The organism is Streptomyces sp. NPDC050674, from assembly GCF_040654575.1.
Classification (GTDB): domain Bacteria; phylum Actinomycetota; class Actinomycetes; order Streptomycetales; family Streptomycetaceae; genus Streptomyces.
The window spans coordinates 542,507-561,535 of sequence record NZ_JBFAIG010000002.1 but is presented as its reverse complement, the minus strand read 5'-3'; the positions used below and the strand labels follow the sequence as shown (position 1 = coordinate 561,535).

18 protein-coding genes are annotated in these 19,029 nt (G+C 73.6%); 2 read left to right on the top strand and 16 right to left on the bottom strand.

The window, feature by feature from the left end:
- Positions 1 to 5: 5 nt before the first annotated feature.
- From AB0I06_RS05985 to AB0I06_RS05910, 16 genes are all read right to left on the bottom strand, one after another.
- The gene (locus AB0I06_RS05985) at positions 6 to 689 is read right to left on the bottom strand and encodes a response regulator transcription factor (protein ID WP_363117505.1); all 684 of its coding nucleotides are present in this window, start codon (positions 687 to 689) and stop codon (positions 6 to 8) included.
- Entirely contained in the window at positions 686 to 2,062 is a 1,377-nt protein-coding gene (locus AB0I06_RS05980) for a sensor histidine kinase (protein WP_363117504.1), read from the bottom strand. The genes AB0I06_RS05985 and AB0I06_RS05980 overlap by 4 nt, the downstream gene beginning before the upstream one ends.
- Entirely contained in the window at positions 2,055 to 3,266 is a 1,212-nt protein-coding gene (locus AB0I06_RS05975) for an acyltransferase (RefSeq protein WP_363117503.1), read from the bottom strand. Before AB0I06_RS05975 ends, AB0I06_RS05980 begins: the two co-directional genes overlap by 8 nt.
- Positions 3,259 to 4,248: an alpha/beta hydrolase gene (locus AB0I06_RS05970; protein WP_363117690.1), complete on the bottom strand. Its 990-nt coding sequence runs from the start codon at positions 4,246 to 4,248 to the stop codon at positions 3,259 to 3,261. Before AB0I06_RS05970 ends, AB0I06_RS05975 begins: the two co-directional genes overlap by 8 nt.
- Positions 4,249 to 4,715: 467 nt before the next feature.
- Entirely contained in the window at positions 4,716 to 5,579 is an 864-nt protein-coding gene (locus AB0I06_RS05965; RefSeq protein ID WP_363117502.1) for an alpha/beta hydrolase, read from the bottom strand.
- Between the two features lie 254 nt (positions 5,580 to 5,833).
- Positions 5,834 to 7,018, bottom strand: coding sequence for a kynureninase (gene kynU, locus AB0I06_RS05960; protein WP_363117501.1), 1,185 nt, complete (start codon positions 7,016 to 7,018; stop codon positions 5,834 to 5,836).
- Entirely contained in the window at positions 7,011 to 7,841 is an 831-nt protein-coding gene (locus AB0I06_RS05955) for a tryptophan 2,3-dioxygenase family protein (RefSeq protein WP_363117500.1), read from the bottom strand. The genes kynU and AB0I06_RS05955 overlap by 8 nt, the downstream gene beginning before the upstream one ends.
- Before the next feature lie 150 nt (positions 7,842 to 7,991).
- Positions 7,992 to 8,405 carry a DUF3151 domain-containing protein gene (locus tag AB0I06_RS05950; protein ID WP_363117499.1) on the bottom strand — a complete coding sequence of 138 codons (414 nt, stop codon included), beginning with the start codon at positions 8,403 to 8,405 and terminating at the stop codon, positions 7,992 to 7,994.
- 112 nt (positions 8,406 to 8,517) lie between these two features.
- The gene (locus tag AB0I06_RS05945) at positions 8,518 to 9,984 is read right to left on the bottom strand and encodes an MFS transporter (protein ID WP_363117498.1); all 1,467 of its coding nucleotides are present in this window, start codon (positions 9,982 to 9,984) and stop codon (positions 8,518 to 8,520) included.
- A 75-nt stretch (positions 9,985 to 10,059) separates the two neighbouring features.
- Positions 10,060 to 11,082 carry a class II fructose-bisphosphate aldolase gene (fbaA, locus tag AB0I06_RS05940; protein WP_363117497.1) on the bottom strand — a complete coding sequence of 341 codons (1,023 nt, stop codon included), beginning with the start codon at positions 11,080 to 11,082 and terminating at the stop codon, positions 10,060 to 10,062.
- A gap of 148 nt (positions 11,083 to 11,230) precedes the next feature.
- Positions 11,231 to 11,779 (bottom strand): orotate phosphoribosyltransferase, encoded by a 549-nt coding sequence (gene pyrE, locus AB0I06_RS05935; RefSeq protein WP_363117496.1) that lies wholly within the window; start codon positions 11,777 to 11,779, stop codon positions 11,231 to 11,233.
- Positions 11,780 to 11,789: 10 nt separating this feature from the next.
- Entirely contained in the window at positions 11,790 to 12,578 is a 789-nt protein-coding gene (locus AB0I06_RS05930) for an aldose 1-epimerase (protein WP_363117495.1), read from the bottom strand.
- A gap of 89 nt (positions 12,579 to 12,667) precedes the next feature.
- Positions 12,668 to 13,636 (bottom strand): SRPBCC domain-containing protein, encoded by a 969-nt coding sequence (locus tag AB0I06_RS05925; RefSeq protein ID WP_363117494.1) that lies wholly within the window; start codon positions 13,634 to 13,636, stop codon positions 12,668 to 12,670.
- 111 nt (positions 13,637 to 13,747) lie between these two features.
- A complete protein-coding gene (locus AB0I06_RS05920; RefSeq protein WP_363117493.1) occupies positions 13,748 to 15,400 on the bottom strand; it encodes a polyamine aminopropyltransferase in 1,653 nt (550 codons plus the stop codon).
- Positions 15,401 to 15,562: 162 nt separating this feature from the next.
- Complete coding sequence (locus AB0I06_RS05915) at positions 15,563 to 16,090, bottom strand: DUF2617 family protein (RefSeq protein WP_363117492.1); 528 nt, start codon at positions 16,088 to 16,090, stop codon at positions 15,563 to 15,565.
- Positions 16,091 to 16,647: 557 nt separating this feature from the next.
- Positions 16,648 to 16,974: a hypothetical protein gene (locus AB0I06_RS05910; RefSeq protein WP_363117491.1), complete on the bottom strand. Its 327-nt coding sequence runs from the start codon at positions 16,972 to 16,974 to the stop codon at positions 16,648 to 16,650.
- A gap of 127 nt (positions 16,975 to 17,101) precedes the next feature.
- On the opposite strand from AB0I06_RS05910, the gene AB0I06_RS05905 reads away from it, so the two are divergent.
- Together AB0I06_RS05905 and AB0I06_RS05900 are read left to right on the top strand one after the other, a co-directional pair.
- Positions 17,102 to 18,289, top strand: coding sequence for a pyridoxal phosphate-dependent aminotransferase (locus AB0I06_RS05905; protein ID WP_363117490.1), 1,188 nt, complete (start codon positions 17,102 to 17,104; stop codon positions 18,287 to 18,289).
- Positions 18,290 to 18,447: 158 nt separating this feature from the next.
- Positions 18,448 to 19,017: a hypothetical protein gene (locus tag AB0I06_RS05900; protein WP_363117489.1), complete on the top strand. Its 570-nt coding sequence runs from the start codon at positions 18,448 to 18,450 to the stop codon at positions 19,015 to 19,017.
- Positions 19,018 to 19,029: the final 12 nt, after the last annotated feature.

Sequence of the window (19,029 nt, the reverse complement as noted above, 5' to 3'; positions counted from 1 at the left end):
CGCCCTCAGTAGCCGGAGGGCCGCACCAGCCCCGACTCGTAGGCGAACACCGCCGCCTGGGTGCGGTCCCTGAGGCCCAGCTTCACCAGGATCCTGCCGACGTGGGTCTTCACCGTCTGCTCGGCCACGAACAGATGCCGGGCGATCTCCGCGTTCGACAGGCCCTGCGCGATCAGCGCGAGCACCTCCGTCTCCCGCTCGGTCAGGTCACCGACGCGCTCCTTGAGGGGGGCACGGGGCCTGCCGTCGAGCCGTGAGAACTCGGCGATCAGCTTGCGGGTGATGACCGGGGCGAGCAGCGCCTCCCCGGCCGCGACCACCCGGACCGCCTCGGCGAGCTGCTCCGACGAGGCGTCCTTCAGCAGGAACCCGGAGGCCCCGGCGCGCAGCGCGTCGTACACGTACTCGTCGAGGTCGAAGGTGGTGAGCACCAGCACCCTGATGTCCGGATGCGCGGCCGTGATGCGCTCGGTCGCCTCGATGCCGCCGACGCCGGGCATGCGGATGTCCATCAGGACGACGTCCGGGGCGAGCTCCGCGGCCTTGGCGATGCCGCCCTCGCCGTCCTTCGCGTCACCGACGACCTCCATGTCGGGCTGGATGCCGAGCAGCACGGTGAAGCCCTGCCGGACCATCGCCTGGTCGTCGACGATGAGAACCCGGATGGGGTCGCCGGTGCCGCTCGTCATGAGGTCCCTCCCTGGGGGGCCGTGGTGTGGTCGGTGCCGGGGGTGCCGGCGGGCGGGGTGTCCGGGAGGAAGGCGGTGACCTTGAAGCCGTCCCAGTGCCACGGGTGCGCCGTCATGGTGCCGCCGAGCATGGCGACCCGCTCCCGCATGCCGAGCAGCCCGTGGCCCGCCCCTGCCGACGGGGGCGGAGGCGCGGTCGGGCGGCCGTTGACGATCTCCACCTCCACGCCGTCCGGCTGGTAGGCGAGGCGGACCGTGATCCGCGCGCCGGGCGCGTGCCGCAGGGCGTTGCTCAGCGCCTCCTGCACGATCCGGTACGCCGACAGCTCCACGCCCGGCGGCAGCGGGCGCCGCTCGCCGCTGATGTCGGTGACGACCTCGCGGCCGGCGGCCCGGGTGTTCTCCACCAGCGCCTCGAGCCGGTCGAGTGTGGGCTGCGGCGCGTGCGGTGTCGAGGCGTCCCCCGGGCCCGCGAACGGCTCGCCCGGCCCGGGGTGCTCCGAACGCAGCACGCCCAGCACCCGGCGCAGTTCGGTCAGGGCCTCCAGCGCGTTCTGCCGGATGCCCGCGAGGTTGTCCTTGAGCTCGTCGGGCGGGTTCTCGACGAGATGCGGGGCGACCTGCGCCTGGATGGAGATGACCGACATGTGGTGGGCCACCACGTCGTGCAGCTCCCGCGCGATGCGACTGCGCTCCTCCAGCAGGGTGCGCCGGGCGCGCTCCTCGGCGGTGAGCGTGGTCTGCTCGACGAGCTGCGCCCGGGCCTCGCGCCGCCCGCGCAGCGCGCCGGCCAGTATCACGACGACGGTGAACAGGGAGATCGCGAGCACACCGGTGGTGTCGTAGGGTCCCGCGGTCCACACGTGCTCGAAGACGTAAGTGACGGCCGCGGTCACCGACAGAGCCGCCACCGCCGCCCGGGTGGGCACCCGCAGCGCGAGCAGCAGCAGCACGAGCAGCTCGGCGATGATGCCCGCGGCGGTCCAGGGCCAGGTGTAGGTCTCCAGGTCGAAGCCCAACCGGGTGCGCACCGTGACGGCGACCAGGACGAACATCCCCAGGGACAGCCACCACGCCGGTACCGGCCGCCACAGCCCGAGCACCACGGCGCCGCCCTGCCCGACCCCGGCCAGGAGGGCGAGCCCGGAACCGAGATGGCCGTTGTCCGCCATGTCCCCGGCGCCGCCGACCGTGATGCCGAACGCGGCCAGGCACAGCAGCCCGTGCGGCAGCCAGCGCAGCCACGTGGAGGGCGGCAGCGGGTCCGCCCGCAGGGTCCACAGGTCTTCGCGCACCCCCCGCAGCCAGCCCCTGACGCGCGCTCGCGGCGCGCGGCCCACCCCCGAGTCCTTCACGCGGCCCAGCCTAGACATGACGGGCCTTCGCCGCTGTGCCCCGGTGGGACGGCCGGTGCGCCCGCACCACCCGCGACCTGCGGCCCCGGCCGCCACCGCCCCGCTCGAAGGACCGGAAGGCGGCCCAGCAGACCGCGAGGGCGAGCACGAACACCGGCAGCCACAGCAGCCGGGCCCCGACCCAGCCGAGTCCGTCGGGCACCGTGTGCAGGCCGGGCAGCCGCCCCGCGAGGAGGCCGGTGGCCGTCGTGGCCATCAGGGCCGTCTGATGCCAGAGGAAGACGGTCATCACGGAGAGGTTGAGGAGCGCCACCGCCGCCCACGCCACGGGCCGGCGCGTCGCCCGCCGCAGCCGCTCGCGCAGCAGCAGGGCCAGACCGCACTGGGCCAGGCCGAAGGTGACGACGGCCAGCGTCGGCGGGTACAGGTTGGACACGCCCTCGCCCGGGACGCCGACCATCGACGCCGGATAGCCCGCCCATGCGACGAGGCCCGCGGTCGCCGCCGCCCCGGCCCCGAGCAGGAGCCAGCCCGCGCGGCGGCGTTCCAGCTCACCACGGGTCCAGGCCGCGCCCAGCGTGTAGGGCACCGTCCAGGCGGCCACCACGTTCACCCAGCCCAGCCAGGCGGGACCGCCCAGGCCGAAGCGGAGCAGGTCCACGTGCAGTACGACGGCCAGCGGCCAGAGCGGGTTGAGCCGGGTGAGCAGCGGGGTCGCCGCCGTCAGGCCCGCGAACACCACGAGGAACCACAGCGGGGACAGGGCCAGCTTCACCAAGGTGCGGACCGTGCCGAACTCGGCGCCCGACAGCAGCAGGGCGAACGCCGCGACCGTCCACAGGACGAGGACGGCAGCGACCGGCTTGAACAGCCGGGTGAGGCGGCTCGTCAGCCACTGCCGGTACGGCACACCGCGGGCACGGGCCGAGGCGAGACCGCGGGTGGCGACATGGCCCCCGACCAGGAAGAACACCGCGAGTGTCTGGAACATCCAGGAGACGGGCGCCAGCCAGGGCATGTGCTGGAGGGGGCTCGCCGTACGCAGGGTGCGGCCGTCCGAGACCAGGGCCGTGACCAGCCAGTGCCCGAGGACGACCCCGAGGACGGCGGCGGCCCGCAGGGCGTCCACGGCCCGGTCCCGGCCGGGCGGGGTGTCCCTGGTGATGCGCTCGGCACCACGGCGCACGCCCTGCCGGATGTCTCGCATGCCGAGGTCAGTCATGGGTCACCGCCTTGGTCTCGCCCAGAACGATCCGGGCCAGGTTGGTCAGGGAGGCCGAGCCGGGTCGGAAGTAGGCGCTGTGGCCGGCGTCGCCCGCCGCGAAGGCCCGGGCGCCGAAGGCCGGGGAGACGGGGTCGGTGCCGAAGCCGACGGTGGTGCCGAACAGGTCGGCGCTCAGATGCGGTACGTGCTCCACCCAGTCGTCGGCGCCCCGGGCCGCCCAGACGCGGGCGCGGGTGCGCAGGCCGGCGACGGTGTCCGCGCCGGTGCCGGGGCTGCCGACGAGCGCGATGTCGTCGACGGCGAGTCCGGTGGCGGAACGGCCGCAGACGACCGAGCCGTAGGAGTGGCAGAGCAGCGAGACGTGTGCCCCCGCGCGGGTGATCGCACGCAGGTCGGTGACCAGCGCGCGCAGTCGTGGGGCGGCCTGCTCCGCCCTGCCGGTGGTCGTGACCGTCGTGCTGACGGTGGCCGGGGTCTCGTAGCCCAGCCAGGCCACGACCGCCGTGCGGGTGCCCGCCGGGGCCTGCCGGGTGAGCTCCCGGTGCAGGGCGGCGGCCGCCGCGTGGAACCGGGCGTAGGTGTCGAGGCTCGTGTCGGAGCCGGGGACCAGGACGGCGACGCGGTCGGCCCGGGCGAGATCCCCGAGCACCTCCGTCACCAGGCCGGAGCCACGGCCGTCGAAGTGCAGCAGCTCTCGGCCCGGCCCCGCCAGTTGACGGTCCGTCGCGGCGCGGGCCCGGTCGTGGTGCGCGGCGGCGGTGCGGGCCGCCTCGGCGGCGTTGGTGCGGTTGGCGGCGTAGGCCTCGTCGAGCGTCGACGCGCTGAGGGGCGCGAGGGAGGCGGGGGGCGGGGCGGGGGTCTGTGGCCGCACGGCCGCGGAGAGGGGGAGAACCACCGCGCTCGTGACGAGCGCGGCGAGCAGGGCGCGCCGCCAACGGCCGACGCGGTGCGGGGGGTTGAGGAAAGGCCGGCGGTTGATGTGAGACCGGCGTTCGGCGCGGCGCGAGCCGCCCTCGTGGCGCGAGCCGTCGACGCGGCGCGAGCCGCCCTCGTGGCGCGAGCCGTCGACGCGGCGCGAGCCGTCGAAGCGGCGCAAGCCGTCGACGCGGCGCAAGCCGTCGAAGCGGCGCAAGCCGTCGACGCGACGCGAGCCGCCCTCGCGGCGCAAGCCGTCGACGCGGCGCGAGCCTCCGACACCTACGCCGTCACCACCGCGTCCGACGCCCGCGCCACGGCGGTACTCCCCTACGGACCCCATGGACGTCCCCCTCCCCTCGCACCCGGCCATCGGGTCTGCGTGGAAGGGAAGTTACGGAGCGGAGCGCCTCGTCCGCGTCACACCGGGGAACCCATCCGCGGTGTAGCTCTCAGGTACTACGGGTATGACCGGGAACCCCTCCGACGGGCTCGCGGGGAGACTCCCACGACACCGCGCCGCGACGCCGCTCACCAGGCAAGTTGCGCGATCTCCTCCACCACCACCGCGCACGCGTCCGCCGTCGGGTCGATGAGCGGGAAGTGCCCCACGTCCTCCAGCAGCGTCACCCCCACCATCTCCCCGGCCTTGGCCGCCGCCTCCGCGTACGACTCGGCGACCGCCTGCGGCACGACGAGGTCCGCGCGACCCTGGACCAGGGTGGTGGCGATGCCGGTGGGCAGCAGCAGCGCCGGGTCCGCGTACGGCTGCCGCTCGGCGAAGTGCTCGTCACCGCCCAGGAGCTGGCGCGCGGCACCCCCGCACACGTCCAGCTTGTCGGCGATCGCGAAGTCCGCGATCGGGGCGAGGGCGACGACACCGCGCAGCGACACCGGACTGCCGCCGCGCCAGGGCGAGCCGGCCGGAAGGACGTGCCGGGCCGCGCCCCACAGGGCGAGGTGCCCGCCCGCCGAGTGACCGGTGAGGACCGTGCGGCGCGGGTCGGCGTGCGGCAGTGCCTCCCGGACCAGCGCCGGAAGGGCGTCGAGCGCCGCGGCGACGTCGTCGAAGGTGTCGGGCCAGCGGCCCGCGAGGGCGTCGTCACCGCCACCGCGCCGGTACTCCACGCTGGCCACGGCGAACCCGCGGCGGGCGAGGACGCCCGCGAAGGGGCTGAGGTGACGCCGGTCGTACGGCGCCCGCCAGGCACCGCCGTGCAGCACGACGACGACCGGGGCCGGTCCCGGGCCGCCCTCGCGGCGCGGTGCGAAGAAGTCGATCACCTGGTCGGGGTGGTCGCCGTAGGCAGCGGTGGCGTCGGGGTCGACGGGCGCGTGGGAGAAGGCCGACTTCTCCTCGGCAGCGGCCCGTGCTGCTGCGACGTCGTCCGTCATGCTCCAACCTTCCAGCGGTGAACCGTAGATGGCGGACCGGTTGCGGGGTCAGCCGTTGGCCGGGACGGTACCAGGCGCGTGACATGCGAGGACATGGGGATGTCACGCTCGGTGAGGCCGACCGGGGGCCCGGTCGGCGCGGAGCCGGCGGACGCGGAGCCGGCAGACGCGGAACCGGCAGACGCGGAACCGGCAGACGCGGGTCCGACGGACGCGGGGCCGGGACACCGCGCGGGCGTCCCGGCCGCCACCGCTCAGGCCAGGGTCTGCGCCAGCACCCGTGCGGCCCGCTCCACGTCGGCGAATCCGACGTACAGCGGCGTGAAGCCGAAGCGCAGCACGTCCGGCGCCCGGAAGTCGCCGACCACACCCCGCTCGATGAGCCGTTTCATGACGTCACCGGCGTCGTCACAGCGCAGGGCGATCTGGCTGCCCCGCTCCTCGTGCGCCACCGGCGTCACGCACTCGACCCGGCCCTCGGGCACATGAGCCGCCACGCACTCCAGGAAGAAGTCCGTCAGGGCGAGGGACTTGGCCCGCACCGCCTCCACCGACACCCCGTCCCAGACCTCCAGGGCCGCCTCCAGGGCGAGCATGGAGAGGATGTCCGGCGTGCCGACCCGGCCACGCAGCGCGCCGGGGGCGGCCTCGAAGTCGCTGCGCATCCCGAACGGCTCGGCGTGCGAGTTCCAGCCCGGCAGCGGGGAGTCGAAACGGTCCTGCACCTCCCGCCGCACATACAGGTACGCGGGTGAACCCGGCCCGCCGTTCAGGTACTTGTAGGTGCAGCCGACCGCGAGGTCCACGCCGTGCTCGTCCAGGCCGACCGGCAGCGCGCCCGCGCTGTGGCACAGGTCCCAGACGGCGATCGCCCCGGCCTCGCGCACGGCGGCCGTCAGTCCCGGCAGGTCGTGCAGCCGTCCGGTGCGGTAGTCGACGTGGTTGAGCAGGACGGCGGCGGTCCGCTCGCCCAGCGCGCCCGGCACCTCGGCGGGGCTCACCGGCCGTAGGGTGCAGCCGGTCAGCCGCGCGGCGGACTCGGCGATGTACCCGTCGGTGGGGAAGGTCGTCGCGTCGACGAGGAGCTCGTCACGGCCCTCCCCGGCCAGGCGCACCGCGCCCACCAGCGCCTTGAACACGTTGACACTCGTCGAGTCGCCGACGACGACCTGTCCGGGCGCGGCCCCGACCAGCGGGGCGATCCGGTCGCCGATCCGCTCGGGCGCCGTCCACCAGCCGCTCTCCTCCCACGACCGGATGCGCAGCTCACCCCACTGGCGGCGTACGACGTCCTCGACCCGCCCGGGCACCGCGGCAGGCAGCGCGCCCAGCGAGTTGCCGTCCAGGTAGACGACCTCGTCCAGCACGAACTCGGCGCGCTTGCCGCCCAGTTCGTCGACGGCGTCCAGCTTCTGCGCGCGTTCCGTCAGCTCAGACATAGGACCGCGCCGTCCACAGCTCGGGGAAGACGTTCTTCTGCGCGCGCTTCTCCAGCCAGGCCACCCCGGCGGAGCCGCCCGTGCCGGTCTTGGCGCCCATCGCGCGGCGGGTGGCGACCAGGTGGTCGTTGCGCCAGCGCCACACCAATTCGGCGACGTCGCTCAGCGCCTCGCCCAGCCGTGCGACCTCGTCGCTCTCGTCGCCCGAGTAGACGGCCGTCCAGGCCGCCTCCACCTCCGGCGACGGCTCGTAGCGCTTGGTGACGTCACGCCCCAGCACGGCCTCCGGGATGTCGTACCCGCGCCGGGCGAGCAGCCGCACGACCTCGTCGTACAGGCTCGGCTCGTGCAGCGCCTTCTCCAGCTCGGCGTGCACGCGCGGCGCGCCCCGGTGCGGGACGAGCATCGACGCGGACTTGTCGCCGAGCAGGAACTCCATGCGCCGGTACATCGCCGACTGGAAGCCCGAGCCCTCACCGAGGGCGCTGCGGTACGAGTTGAACTGGGCCGGCGTGAGCTGGGCCAGCGGCTTCCAGGAGTGGTTGAGCGCCTCCAGTTCACGCACCGACCTCTTCAGCGCGGCCGTGGCGGTGGGGATGTCGTCACCCCTGAGGGCGCGTGCCGCCGTCTCCCACTCGTGGACGATGACGGTGAACCACAGCTCCATCACCTGGGTCGTCACCAGGAAGACCATCTCTCCGGGATCGTCGGAGAGGGTGTGCTGGAGGTGCGTGAGCACGTCCGCCTTGACGTAGTCCTCGTACGGCGTCGTGCCGTGGAAGTCGAGATGCGGGGTCTCGGGCTCGTGAGCCTCGTGGGACATCGCTGTCTCCTGCGTATTACTCCGGGTAGCGGTCCGCCCCTGCCGAATCCGACACGGGGGCCCCGGTCCCCGAGGGCATATTGCGCAATCGTCCCCCGAAACCGCAAGGCCCGCCTTTCGGGGGCGGGCCTCGCGTGCACGGACCGTTACTCAGCCCAGGACCTGCGCCGCCGTCGGCGAGGAGTCCTTCAGGAACTGGGAGCAGCGCTCGTACTCCTCCTGCTCGCCGATGGCCTGCGCGGCCCGGGCGAGGGCGTGCAGGGCACGCAGGAATCCGCGGTTGGGCTCGTGCTCCCACGGGACCGGGCCGTGGCCCTTCCAGCCGTTGCGGCGCAGCGCGTCCAGGCCGCGGTGGTAACCCGTACGGGCGTACGCGTAGGACTCCACGGTCGAGCCCCGCTCGAACGCCTCGTCGGCGAGCTGCGCCCAGGCGAGCGAGGAGGTGGGGTGCGCACCGGCGACCTCGGCGGGCGCGGCGCCGGAGGCGAGCATGTCCCGCGGCCCGGGGTCGTCGGGGAGGTGAGTCGGGGGCGGACCCCCGAGAAGGTTCTCGTGAATGGACATGCCCCAAGTCTGCGCCATCCCACTCGGCCGCGGGCACCGGTCCTTCTCCCTCAGCACCGGCACCCTGCATCCCGCGCCCTGCACCTGGCACCGGCAGCAGCGCCCCGCCCCTCTACCCCAACCGCTTGCGCACCGGCTCCCCCTCCAGCGGAGGGGCCGTCACGCCGCCGTGGTGCAGGCACTCCGGGCGCTTGCAGTCCGGGGGCGGCCTGCGCACCGTCGCGGCCGCGACCACCGCGCCCGCCACCAGCGCCCCGGCACACCACCCCATCGCCTTGCCGAACGCCGTGTCGAAGGCGGCCGGCTCCCGGTACGCCTCCTCGCCCATCCCGGCCAGCAGCGGCAGCGCCGCCACCGCCACGAGGCCCGCCGCCCGGGCCGCCGCGTTGTTGATGCCGCTGGCCAGCCCCGCCCGCACCACGCTCACCGAGCCCAGGACCGTCGCCGTCAGCGGCGCCACCAGCGTGACCATGCCGAGCCCGAGTACCACCAGGGCCGGCAGCACGTCGGCGGTGTAGGACGCTCCCGGTCCGACCCGCAGCATCAGCAGCATGCCCGCCGCGCACAGCAGCGGCCCCACCGTCAGCGGGAGGCGCGGCCCGATGCGGTCGGCCAGTTCCCCGGAGCGCGCGGACAGCAGCAGCATCAGGGCGGTCGTCGGCAGCAGCGCCGTACCGGCCGCGAGGGCCGAGTAGCCCACGACCACCTGGAGCTGGAGCGCGGCGAGGAAGAAGAACCCGCCGAGGGCCGCGTACACACACAGCGTGACGAGGTTGACGGCCGTGAACTGCCGGGACGCGAAGATGTCCGGCGGCATCATGGGATCCGCCCGGCGCCGCTCGACGACCACGAACACGACGGCGGCGGCCACCCCGGCCACCGCCGCGACCACCACGACCGGACCACCCCCACCGGCCTCGATCAGCGCGTACGTCACCAGCGCGAGCGCCAGCGCGCCCAGCACGGCCCCGAGCACGTCGAAGCGCCCGTGCGGCCTGCGGTCCCCCGACTCGGGAACATGCCGCAGCGCCACCGGCACGCACACCAGGGCCACCGGCACGTTCAGCCAGAACACCCACCGCCAGCCCGGCCCGTCCACCAGCCAGCCGCCGACGAACGGCCCGACCGCCGCACCGATCCCGCCGAAGCCGGACCACAGGCCCACCGCCCGCCCCCGGTCGTCGGGGTGGAAGGACGCCTGGATCAGCGCCAGTGACCCGGGGGTCAGGAGCGCGCCGCCCACTCCCTGCAAGGCCCGCGCGGCGATCAGCACCCCCGCGTTCGGCGCGATCCCGCACAGCAGCGAGGCCACCGCGAACCACACCACACCGACGACGAACACCTTCCGCCGCCCGAACCGGTCCCCGAGCGCCCCGCCGAGCAGGATCAGCCCGGCCAGCGTGACCATGTAGGCGTTGACGGTCCACTGCAACGCGGACAGGTTCGCGTCGAGGTCGCGGCCGATGCGCGGCAGGGCGACATTGACGACGGTCGAGTCCAGCATCGCCATGCTGGAGCCGAGGACGGTGGTGAGCAGGACCCACTTGCCCTGCGGTGAGGCCAACCGGACATCGGGCATGCAGGGAGCATAGGAGCACACGGAAGAGCCCGGCACCCCAGAAGGTGCCGGGCTCGACGCGAGCGGGACCGGGACTTACTTGATCTTGGTGCCGGTCGAGCGCAGGTTGCCGCAGGCCTCGACGACACGCGCGGACATGGAGGCCTCGGCCAGCTTGCCCCAGGTGCGCGGGTCGTAGGTCTTCTTGTTGCCGACCTCGCCGTCGACCTTCAGGACACCGTCGTAGTTGCGGAACATGTGGTCCGCGACCGGGCGCGTGAACGCGTACTGGGTGTCGGTGTCGATGTTCATCTTCACGACGCCGTTCTCCAGCGCGGTGCGGATCTCCTCCTCCGTGGAGCCGGAGCCGCCGTGGAAGACGAAGTCGAACGGGGAGCCCTTGCCGAACTTGGCGGCGACGCCCTCGTTCAGTTCCTTCAGCAGCTCGGGGCGCAGGACGACGTTGCCCGGCTTGTACACGCCGTGCACGTTGCCGAAGGACGCGGCCAGCAGGTAGCGGCCCTTCTCGCCCAGGCCGAGGGCCTCGGCGGTGCGGATCGCGTCGTCGACCGTGGTGTAGAGGGAGTCGTTGATCTCGTGGGTGACGCCGTCCTCCTCGCCACCGGTCGGGGTGATCTCCACCTCGAGGATGATCTTCGCGGCGCGGGCCTGCTCCAGCAGCTCCTGCGCGATGGAGAGGTTGTCGGCGAGGGTCTCGGCCGAGCCGTCCCACATGTGCGACTGGAACAGCGGGTTCAGACCGGCCTCGACGCGCTTCTGGGAGAGCGCCAGCAGCGGACGTACGTACCCGTCGAGCTTGTCCTTGGGGCAGTGGTCGGTGTGCAGCGCGATGTTCACCGGGTACTTCTCGGCGACGATGTGCGCGAACTCGGCCAGGGCGACCGCGCCGGTGACCATGTCCTTGCTGTACTGACCGCCCAGGAACTCGGCGCCACCCGTGGAGATCTGGACGATGCCGTCGCTCTCCGCCTCAGCGAAACCGCGCAGGGCCGCGTGCAGGGTCTGGGTGGAGGTCACGTTGATGGCCGGGTAGGCGAACTTTCCTGCCTTCGCCCGGTCCAGCATCTCGTTGTAGACCTCGGGAGTTGCGATGGGCATGCGTCCGCTCCTTGTATCTGCGGGTTGACGTACTGCTGTGTCTAACGGCCCTGACCTAGACCTTGGGGTGCGACGTCATCGTCGGCCCCATCTTTCCAGACTTGGCCGGAAGGTCCAGGCCACCGTCCACGCCCTGGTCACGTCCCGGTCAGCCGAGGCCCAGCTCGTCCTTGGAGAAGGCGAAGAGGTACGGCACCCCGGCCCCCTCCTGGATCTTCTCGGCGGCGCCGGTCGCCCGGTCGACGATGGTGGCGACGGCGACGACCTCGGCCCCGGCCTCCCGTACGGCCTCCACGGCGGTGAGCGGGGAGCCGCCGGTGGTGGAGGTGTCCTCGACCACCAGCACGCGGCGGCCCGCGATGTCCGGGCCCTCGACACGGCGCTGCAGACCGTGCGCCTTGGCGGCCTTACGCACGACGAAGGCGTCCAGGCGCTTCCCGCGCGCGGCGGCCGCGTGCAGCATGGCGGCGGCGACCGGGTCGGCGCCCATGGTGAGCCCGCCGACGGCGTCGAAGTCCAGCTCGGCGGTCAGGTCCAGCAGCACCTGACCGACCAGCGGGGCGGCCTCGCCGTCCAGGGTGATGCGGCGCAGGTCGACGTAGTAGTCGGCCTCCAGGCCCGACGACAGGGTCACCTTGCCGTGCACCACGGCCTTGTCCTTGATCTGCTGAAGCAGCGCGCCACGCGTGTCCGTCATGGCGCCCAGCTTAGAGGCGGCGCCAGCTCCAGGTCGTGGCGGCCTCCAGCGGCTCCAGGGGCGTGACCAGGCGAGGCAGGGTGTTGAGCCCGTTGGGCGGGCCGGTCTGCGGCTCCACGCACACGGCCTCCCGCTGCTCGTCGTAGACGACGACCCACTCCTCGCGGCTGGTCACCTTCAGCTCCAGCTGCCCGGGCCAGGTCAGGGTCACGTCGACGCCGCCGGGCATGCCGAAGCAGTCGTCCCAGGGGCCGGGCCGCGGGTCGAGGCGGTTGCCGGTGGGCAGGTGGTCGTCGCCGCGCTCCTCCTGCCAGGCGGGGGCGAAGTCGAGGCGCACGTCCTCGCCGCCGAGGTTCCGGTTGAACCAGGGGTGCCAGCCGATCTGCGCCGGGAAGGACGACTGGTACGTCTCGACGGACATGGTCAGCGTCAGCGCGTCCTCGGTGAGGGACACGACCTGGGTGACGAGGCCCGGGTGGGGCCAGGGGTCGGCCAGCTCGCAGGTGAGGACGGCCTCGGCCGTGCTCGTGCGGGCGGTGCGCCAGGCGCCGTCGCGGACGGTGCCGTGGATGGCGTTCGGCGGGGCGTTGAGGGGCATCTGCCGCACGACGGCACCGTCCAGGAACCGTCCGTCCCGGATCCGTCCGCACCACGGCACCATCGGGAAGCACCCGAACCGCTCACCCTGGCGGAGCAGTTCGACGCCGCCGATCCGCAGCCCTCCGACCCGGCCGCCGTTGCCCGGCTGCACGGTCACCTCCGCGTCACCCGCGGTCAGCGTGATGTCTTCGTCACTCACGGGACGACCCTACTGCGGTGATCAAGAGGGCCTCACGGGATGCGGGGTGGTTCGGCCACGCCCACCCGGCACGGTCGGCCGCCGAGCGCTCAGCGGCGTCTGCGCAGGGCCCGGACCGCCACGACGGCCGATGCCAGCGCCAACGCCGCCGCGGGAGCCGCCCAGCGCAGCGGGGCCGGGGGCGAGACGGTCTGCGGCGCGGGCACGGGGGCGTACCGGCCGCGCGGGGGCGCGTGGTCCACCTCCTCGGCGCTGCGCCCGATCATGGTCCGCCGGGCGTGCGCCGCCTCGGCAATGTCCTCCTCGTCCTCCTCGTCCTCGGCGTCCTCGCCGCCCCCGAGAGGGGAGGACGGGACCTCGGCGCCGAAGGCGGAGGAACGTCCGGGGGCGGAGGCCGGAGGCTCGTCGGTGGAACCGGGGTCGGCGGAGGCCGGGGGTTCGTTGGTGGAACCGGGGTCGGCGGGGGCCGGAGACTCCCCTGTGGAACCGGCGTCGCCCGGAGCCGCAGGCCCCTTGGTGGAACCGGCGTCGCCCGGAGCCGCAGGCCCCTCCGTGGAACCGGCGTCGGCGGGGGGCTGCGTCCCGGTCCCCGCGTCGGGCCCGGCCGGAGGCCGCCGCGCCGCGTCGTCCCGGTCCGTGGCCGCCGCGGCCAGGTGCTCCGCGAAACGGTTCAGCAGCCGGGTGACCGCCCCCTCCACCGCGTCCGCCGGGAGGTCCTTGATCCGGCCGTCCGCGGAGGCGGAGCCGCCGTACACGACGGTGCAGCCGTCCTCCGCCGCCCGCAGCGCGATCCGCAGGGCGATCTTGACCGAGCCGCTGCCGCGCGCCTCCTCGGCCTCGCCCTCGACGGCGTACGCGTCGTCCCCGCGCCGGAGCACCCGTACGGCACCCCGGTAGGTGACGGAATGGCCGCCGACCCGGATCTTCAGCCGCCCGGCGACGGGTTCGGCGCCGGCGTCCTGCTGGAGCCCGGGAACAGCCCGGGCGACCCGCGCGGGGTCGTCCAGCACCTCTCTCAGCCGCTCCGCCGGAACCGGAACGAACACCTCGTGCTCCATGTCGACGGACTCTACCCAGCGGAGCCCGGAACGCACCCCCGCCTGAGGGATTCACGCCCGATCCACCCCCGCCAGGCGTATCCTCCCGGCCCGCCCGTCCGGCCCGGCCGTTCAGTAGCGCGGATGCACCAGCGTCGACGCGGGCAACCCCCTGATCCGCGTCGCCCGCGCCGCGCGCTCCCCCGCCGCCAGCGACGCCTTGGTGAGGACGCTCGGCCGGGGACCGTCCGGGGCGAGCCGCGGTCGCGGGTCCACGCGCCCGGCCAGGACGAAACCCCAGTCCCGCGGGGCCAGGGAACGGCCGGCGGGGGTCCGGTCCGGGCCGGCGAAACCGGTGTGGCGGCCGCCGGTGCCGTACGGGGCGGTGTCGAGCCCGGCCGCGCGCAGCGTCGCCTCGACCGTCCAGTACACCCGGGGCGCGGCCGCGACCGGCCCGGCGTGCACCACGAGCCGTCCGCCGGGGGCGAGCACGCGCCGGGCGAGGCCGTAGAACTCCTGCGAGTACAGCTTGGTGCTCGCCGTGATGCCCGGGTCCGGAAGGTCCGAGACGACGACGTCGTACGTCACCCCCTTCGCCCCGCGCAGCCGGCCGAAGACGTCCCCGGTCGTCACCCGTACGCGCGGGTCGCCGAACGCGTGCCGGTTGAGGGCGGACAGGGCCGGGTCGGTGCGGGCCAGCCGGACCACCTCCGCGTCGAGTGCGACGACGTCGACCCGCTCCACTCCGGGGTGGCGCAGCACCTCGCGGGTGGCCAGGCCGTCGCCGCCGCCGAGGATCAGCACGCGCGCGTGGGGCCCGCTCATCGCGGGGTGGACGAGGGCCTCGTGGTAGCGCCGTTCGTCGCGTTCGCTGACCCGCAGCCTGCCGTCGAGGAACAGGTCGAGGGGCTTGCCGTCCGTGCCGCCGGTGAGGACGACCTCCTGTACCTCGCTCTGGAGCGCCACACGGATGTCCCCGCCGTACACGGCCTGCCGGGCGGCCTGTTCGAAGTCGTCGACGAGGACGGCCGCCGAGGCGAGGACCGCGAGGACGAGGGCGTTGCCGAGCAGCAGCAGCCACCGGGCGCGCCGGGTGAGGTCCCGTCGGAACAGGCCGAGCACCAGCGCACCGCCGACGACCGCGTTGACCGCCCCGGTCAGCAGCGCACCGGTCAACTGCCCCAGGAACGGCAGGAGAAGGAAGGGGAAGGCGAGACCGCCGACGAGGGCTCCGACGTAGTCGGCGGCGAACAGGTCGGCGACGGCGCCCCCCGCGTCCTGGCGGCGGATCCGCTGGATCAGCTCCATCAGCAGCGGGACCTCGGCGCCGATGAGCAGCCCGGTGGCCAGGGAGAAGGCGACGAGCAGGCAGCGCGGCCCGCTGGCCCACACCCCGCCCCAGTCGCCGGTCCAGGCGAACACGGCGTAGAGGGCCATCGCGCTGCACCCGCCGACGAGCGCGAGGGCGGCCTCGACCGCGCCGAAGGCGGCCGCGGCGAGCCGGCGCAGCCGCTTCGCGGCGAGGGATCCGATGCCCATCGCGAAGACCATGACGGACAGCACGACGGATGCCTGGGTGACGGAGTCGCCCATCAAGTACGAGGCGAGCGCGACGAGTTCCAGTTCGTACACGAGTCCGCAGGCCGCACAGACGAACACACCGGCGAGGACCAGGAACCGTCCGATGCCGGGCCGGACGGGCAGTCGCGCCGGTCCGCCGGGGCCGCCCGGCGCGCTCCAGGACGGCGGGCAACCGGGCGGGGCGGGCGCGTGCGGCTCGATCACGCTGCGACGTTACGTCACGCCTCGACTGCGGTTCGTCACCCACACGTGTGGTGCTGGTTTACAGGGGCCGGGCGTCGGTGGAGTGAGATGCGGTCGGCCGCCTGCGGTTCGGTCGGCCGTGCAGCCATCGACCGCAGGACGGTCCGCCGCACGACGGGCGGGTCAGAGGGCGAGGACCGTCGTCGGCATGCGCACGCCCACTCTCGTGCGGGTCGCCACCAACTGCCCCTCCTGCGGGTAGGCGTGCCAGGTCCGCCAGTGCACCTGCCCGTCGTGGTGCTGCGCCAGCAGGGCCGTGAAGGCGTGCGGGCTGCCGGGGAAGACGCCGGCGAGACCGTGCGGATGGTCGGAGACGAGGGCCAGCAACTCCTGGGCGCGGCCCGCGAAGGAGCCCGGGGACAGCACCTCGACCCGGGCCGCGAACTCGTACTCCCAGTCGCCCACCCGCTTGGCGACACCGAGCGGAAGCGGTGTGCTGCTGCCCGCGATGCACGCCACCGTCTCCGAGCACACGCCCCGCTCCTCCTCCAGCAGGACCTGGTGGGACGCGCCGAGGAGCCGCAACTGCAGTTTGACGCCCGCCAGTTCGAGGTCGAGGGTGGCCAGTGCGGGAAGCGGCTCACGCCCCAGGGCCCAGGCGAGATCGGTCGCGCGCGTGTCGGTGTAGGAGGTGTTCAGCGTCGTGAGCATGGATCGGCTCCGCAAGCACACAAGGAGAGGGAGATGGGTCCGCTGCGCCCCGGTCGCACCGGGGGATGCCGGCCCGCTTCAGCCCGGTCGGCCGGTTTCAGGAAGGTGTCCGCAAGACGTCCGAGGGGCTGCGTCGGTGAGGTAGAGGGAATCATGAACGGTGGCGTCGCCACAGCGTTTTTACCCAAGTTCGTAGGGTTTCCATCCCCTAGAGGGCTCCACAGCTCACCTGTTCAACTACGGCGTGCGCCGGTGCCGGGGAGGCGTGCGCCGGTGCGCTGTGACTCGCGCCCGGCGTCGTGACGGACCGGAGCCCGCGCTGCCGTCCGACCCCCTAACGGGCGGCCGGCCGCGCACAGTTGCCGACGTCGCCTCCTCCCACGCCGAGTTGTCCTACAGGCATGGGGCATCACCAGGGCCCCGTCGGAGCCATCCGACGGACATTCGACCGGTGATCCGTCCGAGAAGCTTCGGACATGACAACGCGGGGTCCGCCCCAGGTGCGGACCCCGCGTTCGAGGGCTGCGGCTTCCCGTCGTGAGGACGGCCGACGTCAGTCAGCTGCCTCCGCCACCGCAGCCACCGCCGCCCCCGCAGGACGACCCGCCTCCGCAGGACGAGCCGCCACCGCAGGAAGAGGAGGAGCCGCCGCAGGAGTGACCCCCGTGGTGCCCGCCGTGGTGTCCACCGCCGCCGGACGAGCCGGAGGAGCCGGAGTCTCCCCCGCCGGCCCACCAGCTGTTGTGGCTGCTGCTGCCGCTCGACCCGGTGGACGCCCACGCCCCGCGCCGCGTCGTCCGTCCGGAAGAGCCCCTGCGGGCCTTGGAGACCAGCGCCCCCACCAGGACGACTCCGACCACCGCCAGGATGATGCCGACGATCATGGCGTCACCCTCCTTTCGTTCCCCCGAAGCGGCCCCCCGTGGGCGCCTCGCTCTTGCGTGAGGCGGTGATGCCCTCCCCGCTCACGGCCCAACACAGAGTTGAGGAACTCCAGAGCTTCGGCGCAGGATGGCCGGCATGACCTCCAGTGCGCGCCCCCTCCTCAACCGCCGGCTCGCCGAGTTCGGGACGACGATCTTCGCCGAGATGTCCGCCCTGGCCCTGAGCACCGGCGCCATCAACCTCGGGCAGGGCTTCCCCGACACCGACGGCCCGGAGGAGATCCGGGAGGCCGCCGTACGGGCCCTGCGGGACGGCCGCGGCAACCAGTACCCGCCGGGGCCCGGCGTCCCCGAGCTGCGCACCGCCGTCACCGCCCACCAGCGGCGCCGCTACGGCCTGGCCTACGACCCGGACACGGAGGTCCTGGTCACGGCGGGCGCCACGGAGGCCATCGCCGCCGCCCTGCTGGCCCTGGTGGAGCCCGGCGACGAGGTGATCGCCCTCGAGCCGTACTACGACTCCTACGCGGCGTGCATCGCGATGGCGGGCGGGCGCCGGGTGCCGGTCACGCTGCGCGCGGACGTCGAGGAGGGCCGCTTCCGTCTCGACCTGGACGAGCTGCGCGACGCCGTCACCGACCGCACCCGGCTGCTGCTGATCAACACCCCGCACAACCCGACCGGCACCGTCCTCACCCGTGAGGAGCTGGCCGCGATCGCCGAGCTGGCGGTGGAGCGGGACCTGCTGGTGGTGACGGACGAGGTGTACGAGCACCTGGTCTTCGACGACGCCGAGCACCTGCCGCTGGCGACGTTCCCGGGGATGCGCGAGCGCACGGTCACCATCTCCAGCAGCGGCAAGACGTTTTCCTTCACCGGCTGGAAGGTCGGCTGGATCACGGCGGCCCCGGAGCTGGTCACGGCCGTGCGCTCGGCGAAGCAGTACCTGACGTACGTCTCGGCCGGCCCGTTCCAGTACGCGATCGCCGAGGCGCTCGCCCTGCCGGACAGCTACTTCGCCTCCTTCCGCGAGGACATGCTGGCCAAGCGGGACCTGCTGTCGAAGGGCCTCGCGGAGGCGGGCTTCAAGGTGTTCCGGCCCGCGGGCACCTACTTCGTCACCACCGACATCCGCCCCCTCGGCGAGTCCGACGGCTTCGCCTTCTGCCGGGCGCTGCCCGAGCGCGCGGGCGTCGTCGCGATCCCGAACGCCGTCTTCTACGACCACCGTGAGGCGGGCGCGCCCTTCGTGCGGTTCGCCTTCTGCAAGCAGACCGGGGTGCTCCAGGAGGCCGTGAAGCGTCTGAAGTCGTGACTCGGGCCGCGGGGGGCCGCCCCCACGGGCCACCGGAACCAGGAGCCGCGCCCGCATGATCGGATGACAGGTTCTTCAAAGGTTTTTCACGACCTCCTGCCTACGGTCGGGATGCCCGCCGCGCCCGCGGTCGGGTCCGACAGGAGGCAGGAGAACCAATGAGGACGAACCGGGTGCTGATGGCCGTGGTGTCCGCGTCGGTCATGGCGATCACCCTGGTCGGCTGCGGCGGCGAGGGCGACACCCCGAAGGTCCCCACGGCCGGGGGCGGCAAGACGTCCGGCAAGACGGCCACGCCGGGCGGCGGCGACGACGTGGCCGCGTATGTGAGCGCCCAGCGCGAGTGGGTGAGGTGTCTGCGGGACAACGGCGTCGACGCCCCCGACCCCGACGCCAAGGGGCAGGTCGACTTCGGCGACAACGCGGCGCTGAAGAAGGACACGAAGTTCCTGGACGCCTCCGAGAAGTGCGCCTCGCTCAAGGCGGCCGTCCCCGAGAGCCTCGAGAACGCGAGCCAGCCCAAGCTCACTCCCGAGCAGATCAAGGTCAAACGCGACTACGCCGACTGCATGCAGAAGAACGGCGCCCCCGACTTCCCCGACCCCGGTCCCGACGGGACCGCGCAGGGCTCCGAGTGGGACCAGACGTCGGCGGGAGCCAAGCGTGCCACCCGTGTCTGCGCTCCGATCATCGGTGACCCGGTGGACCAACCCGAGGGCAAGGGCTGACGATGACGGAGG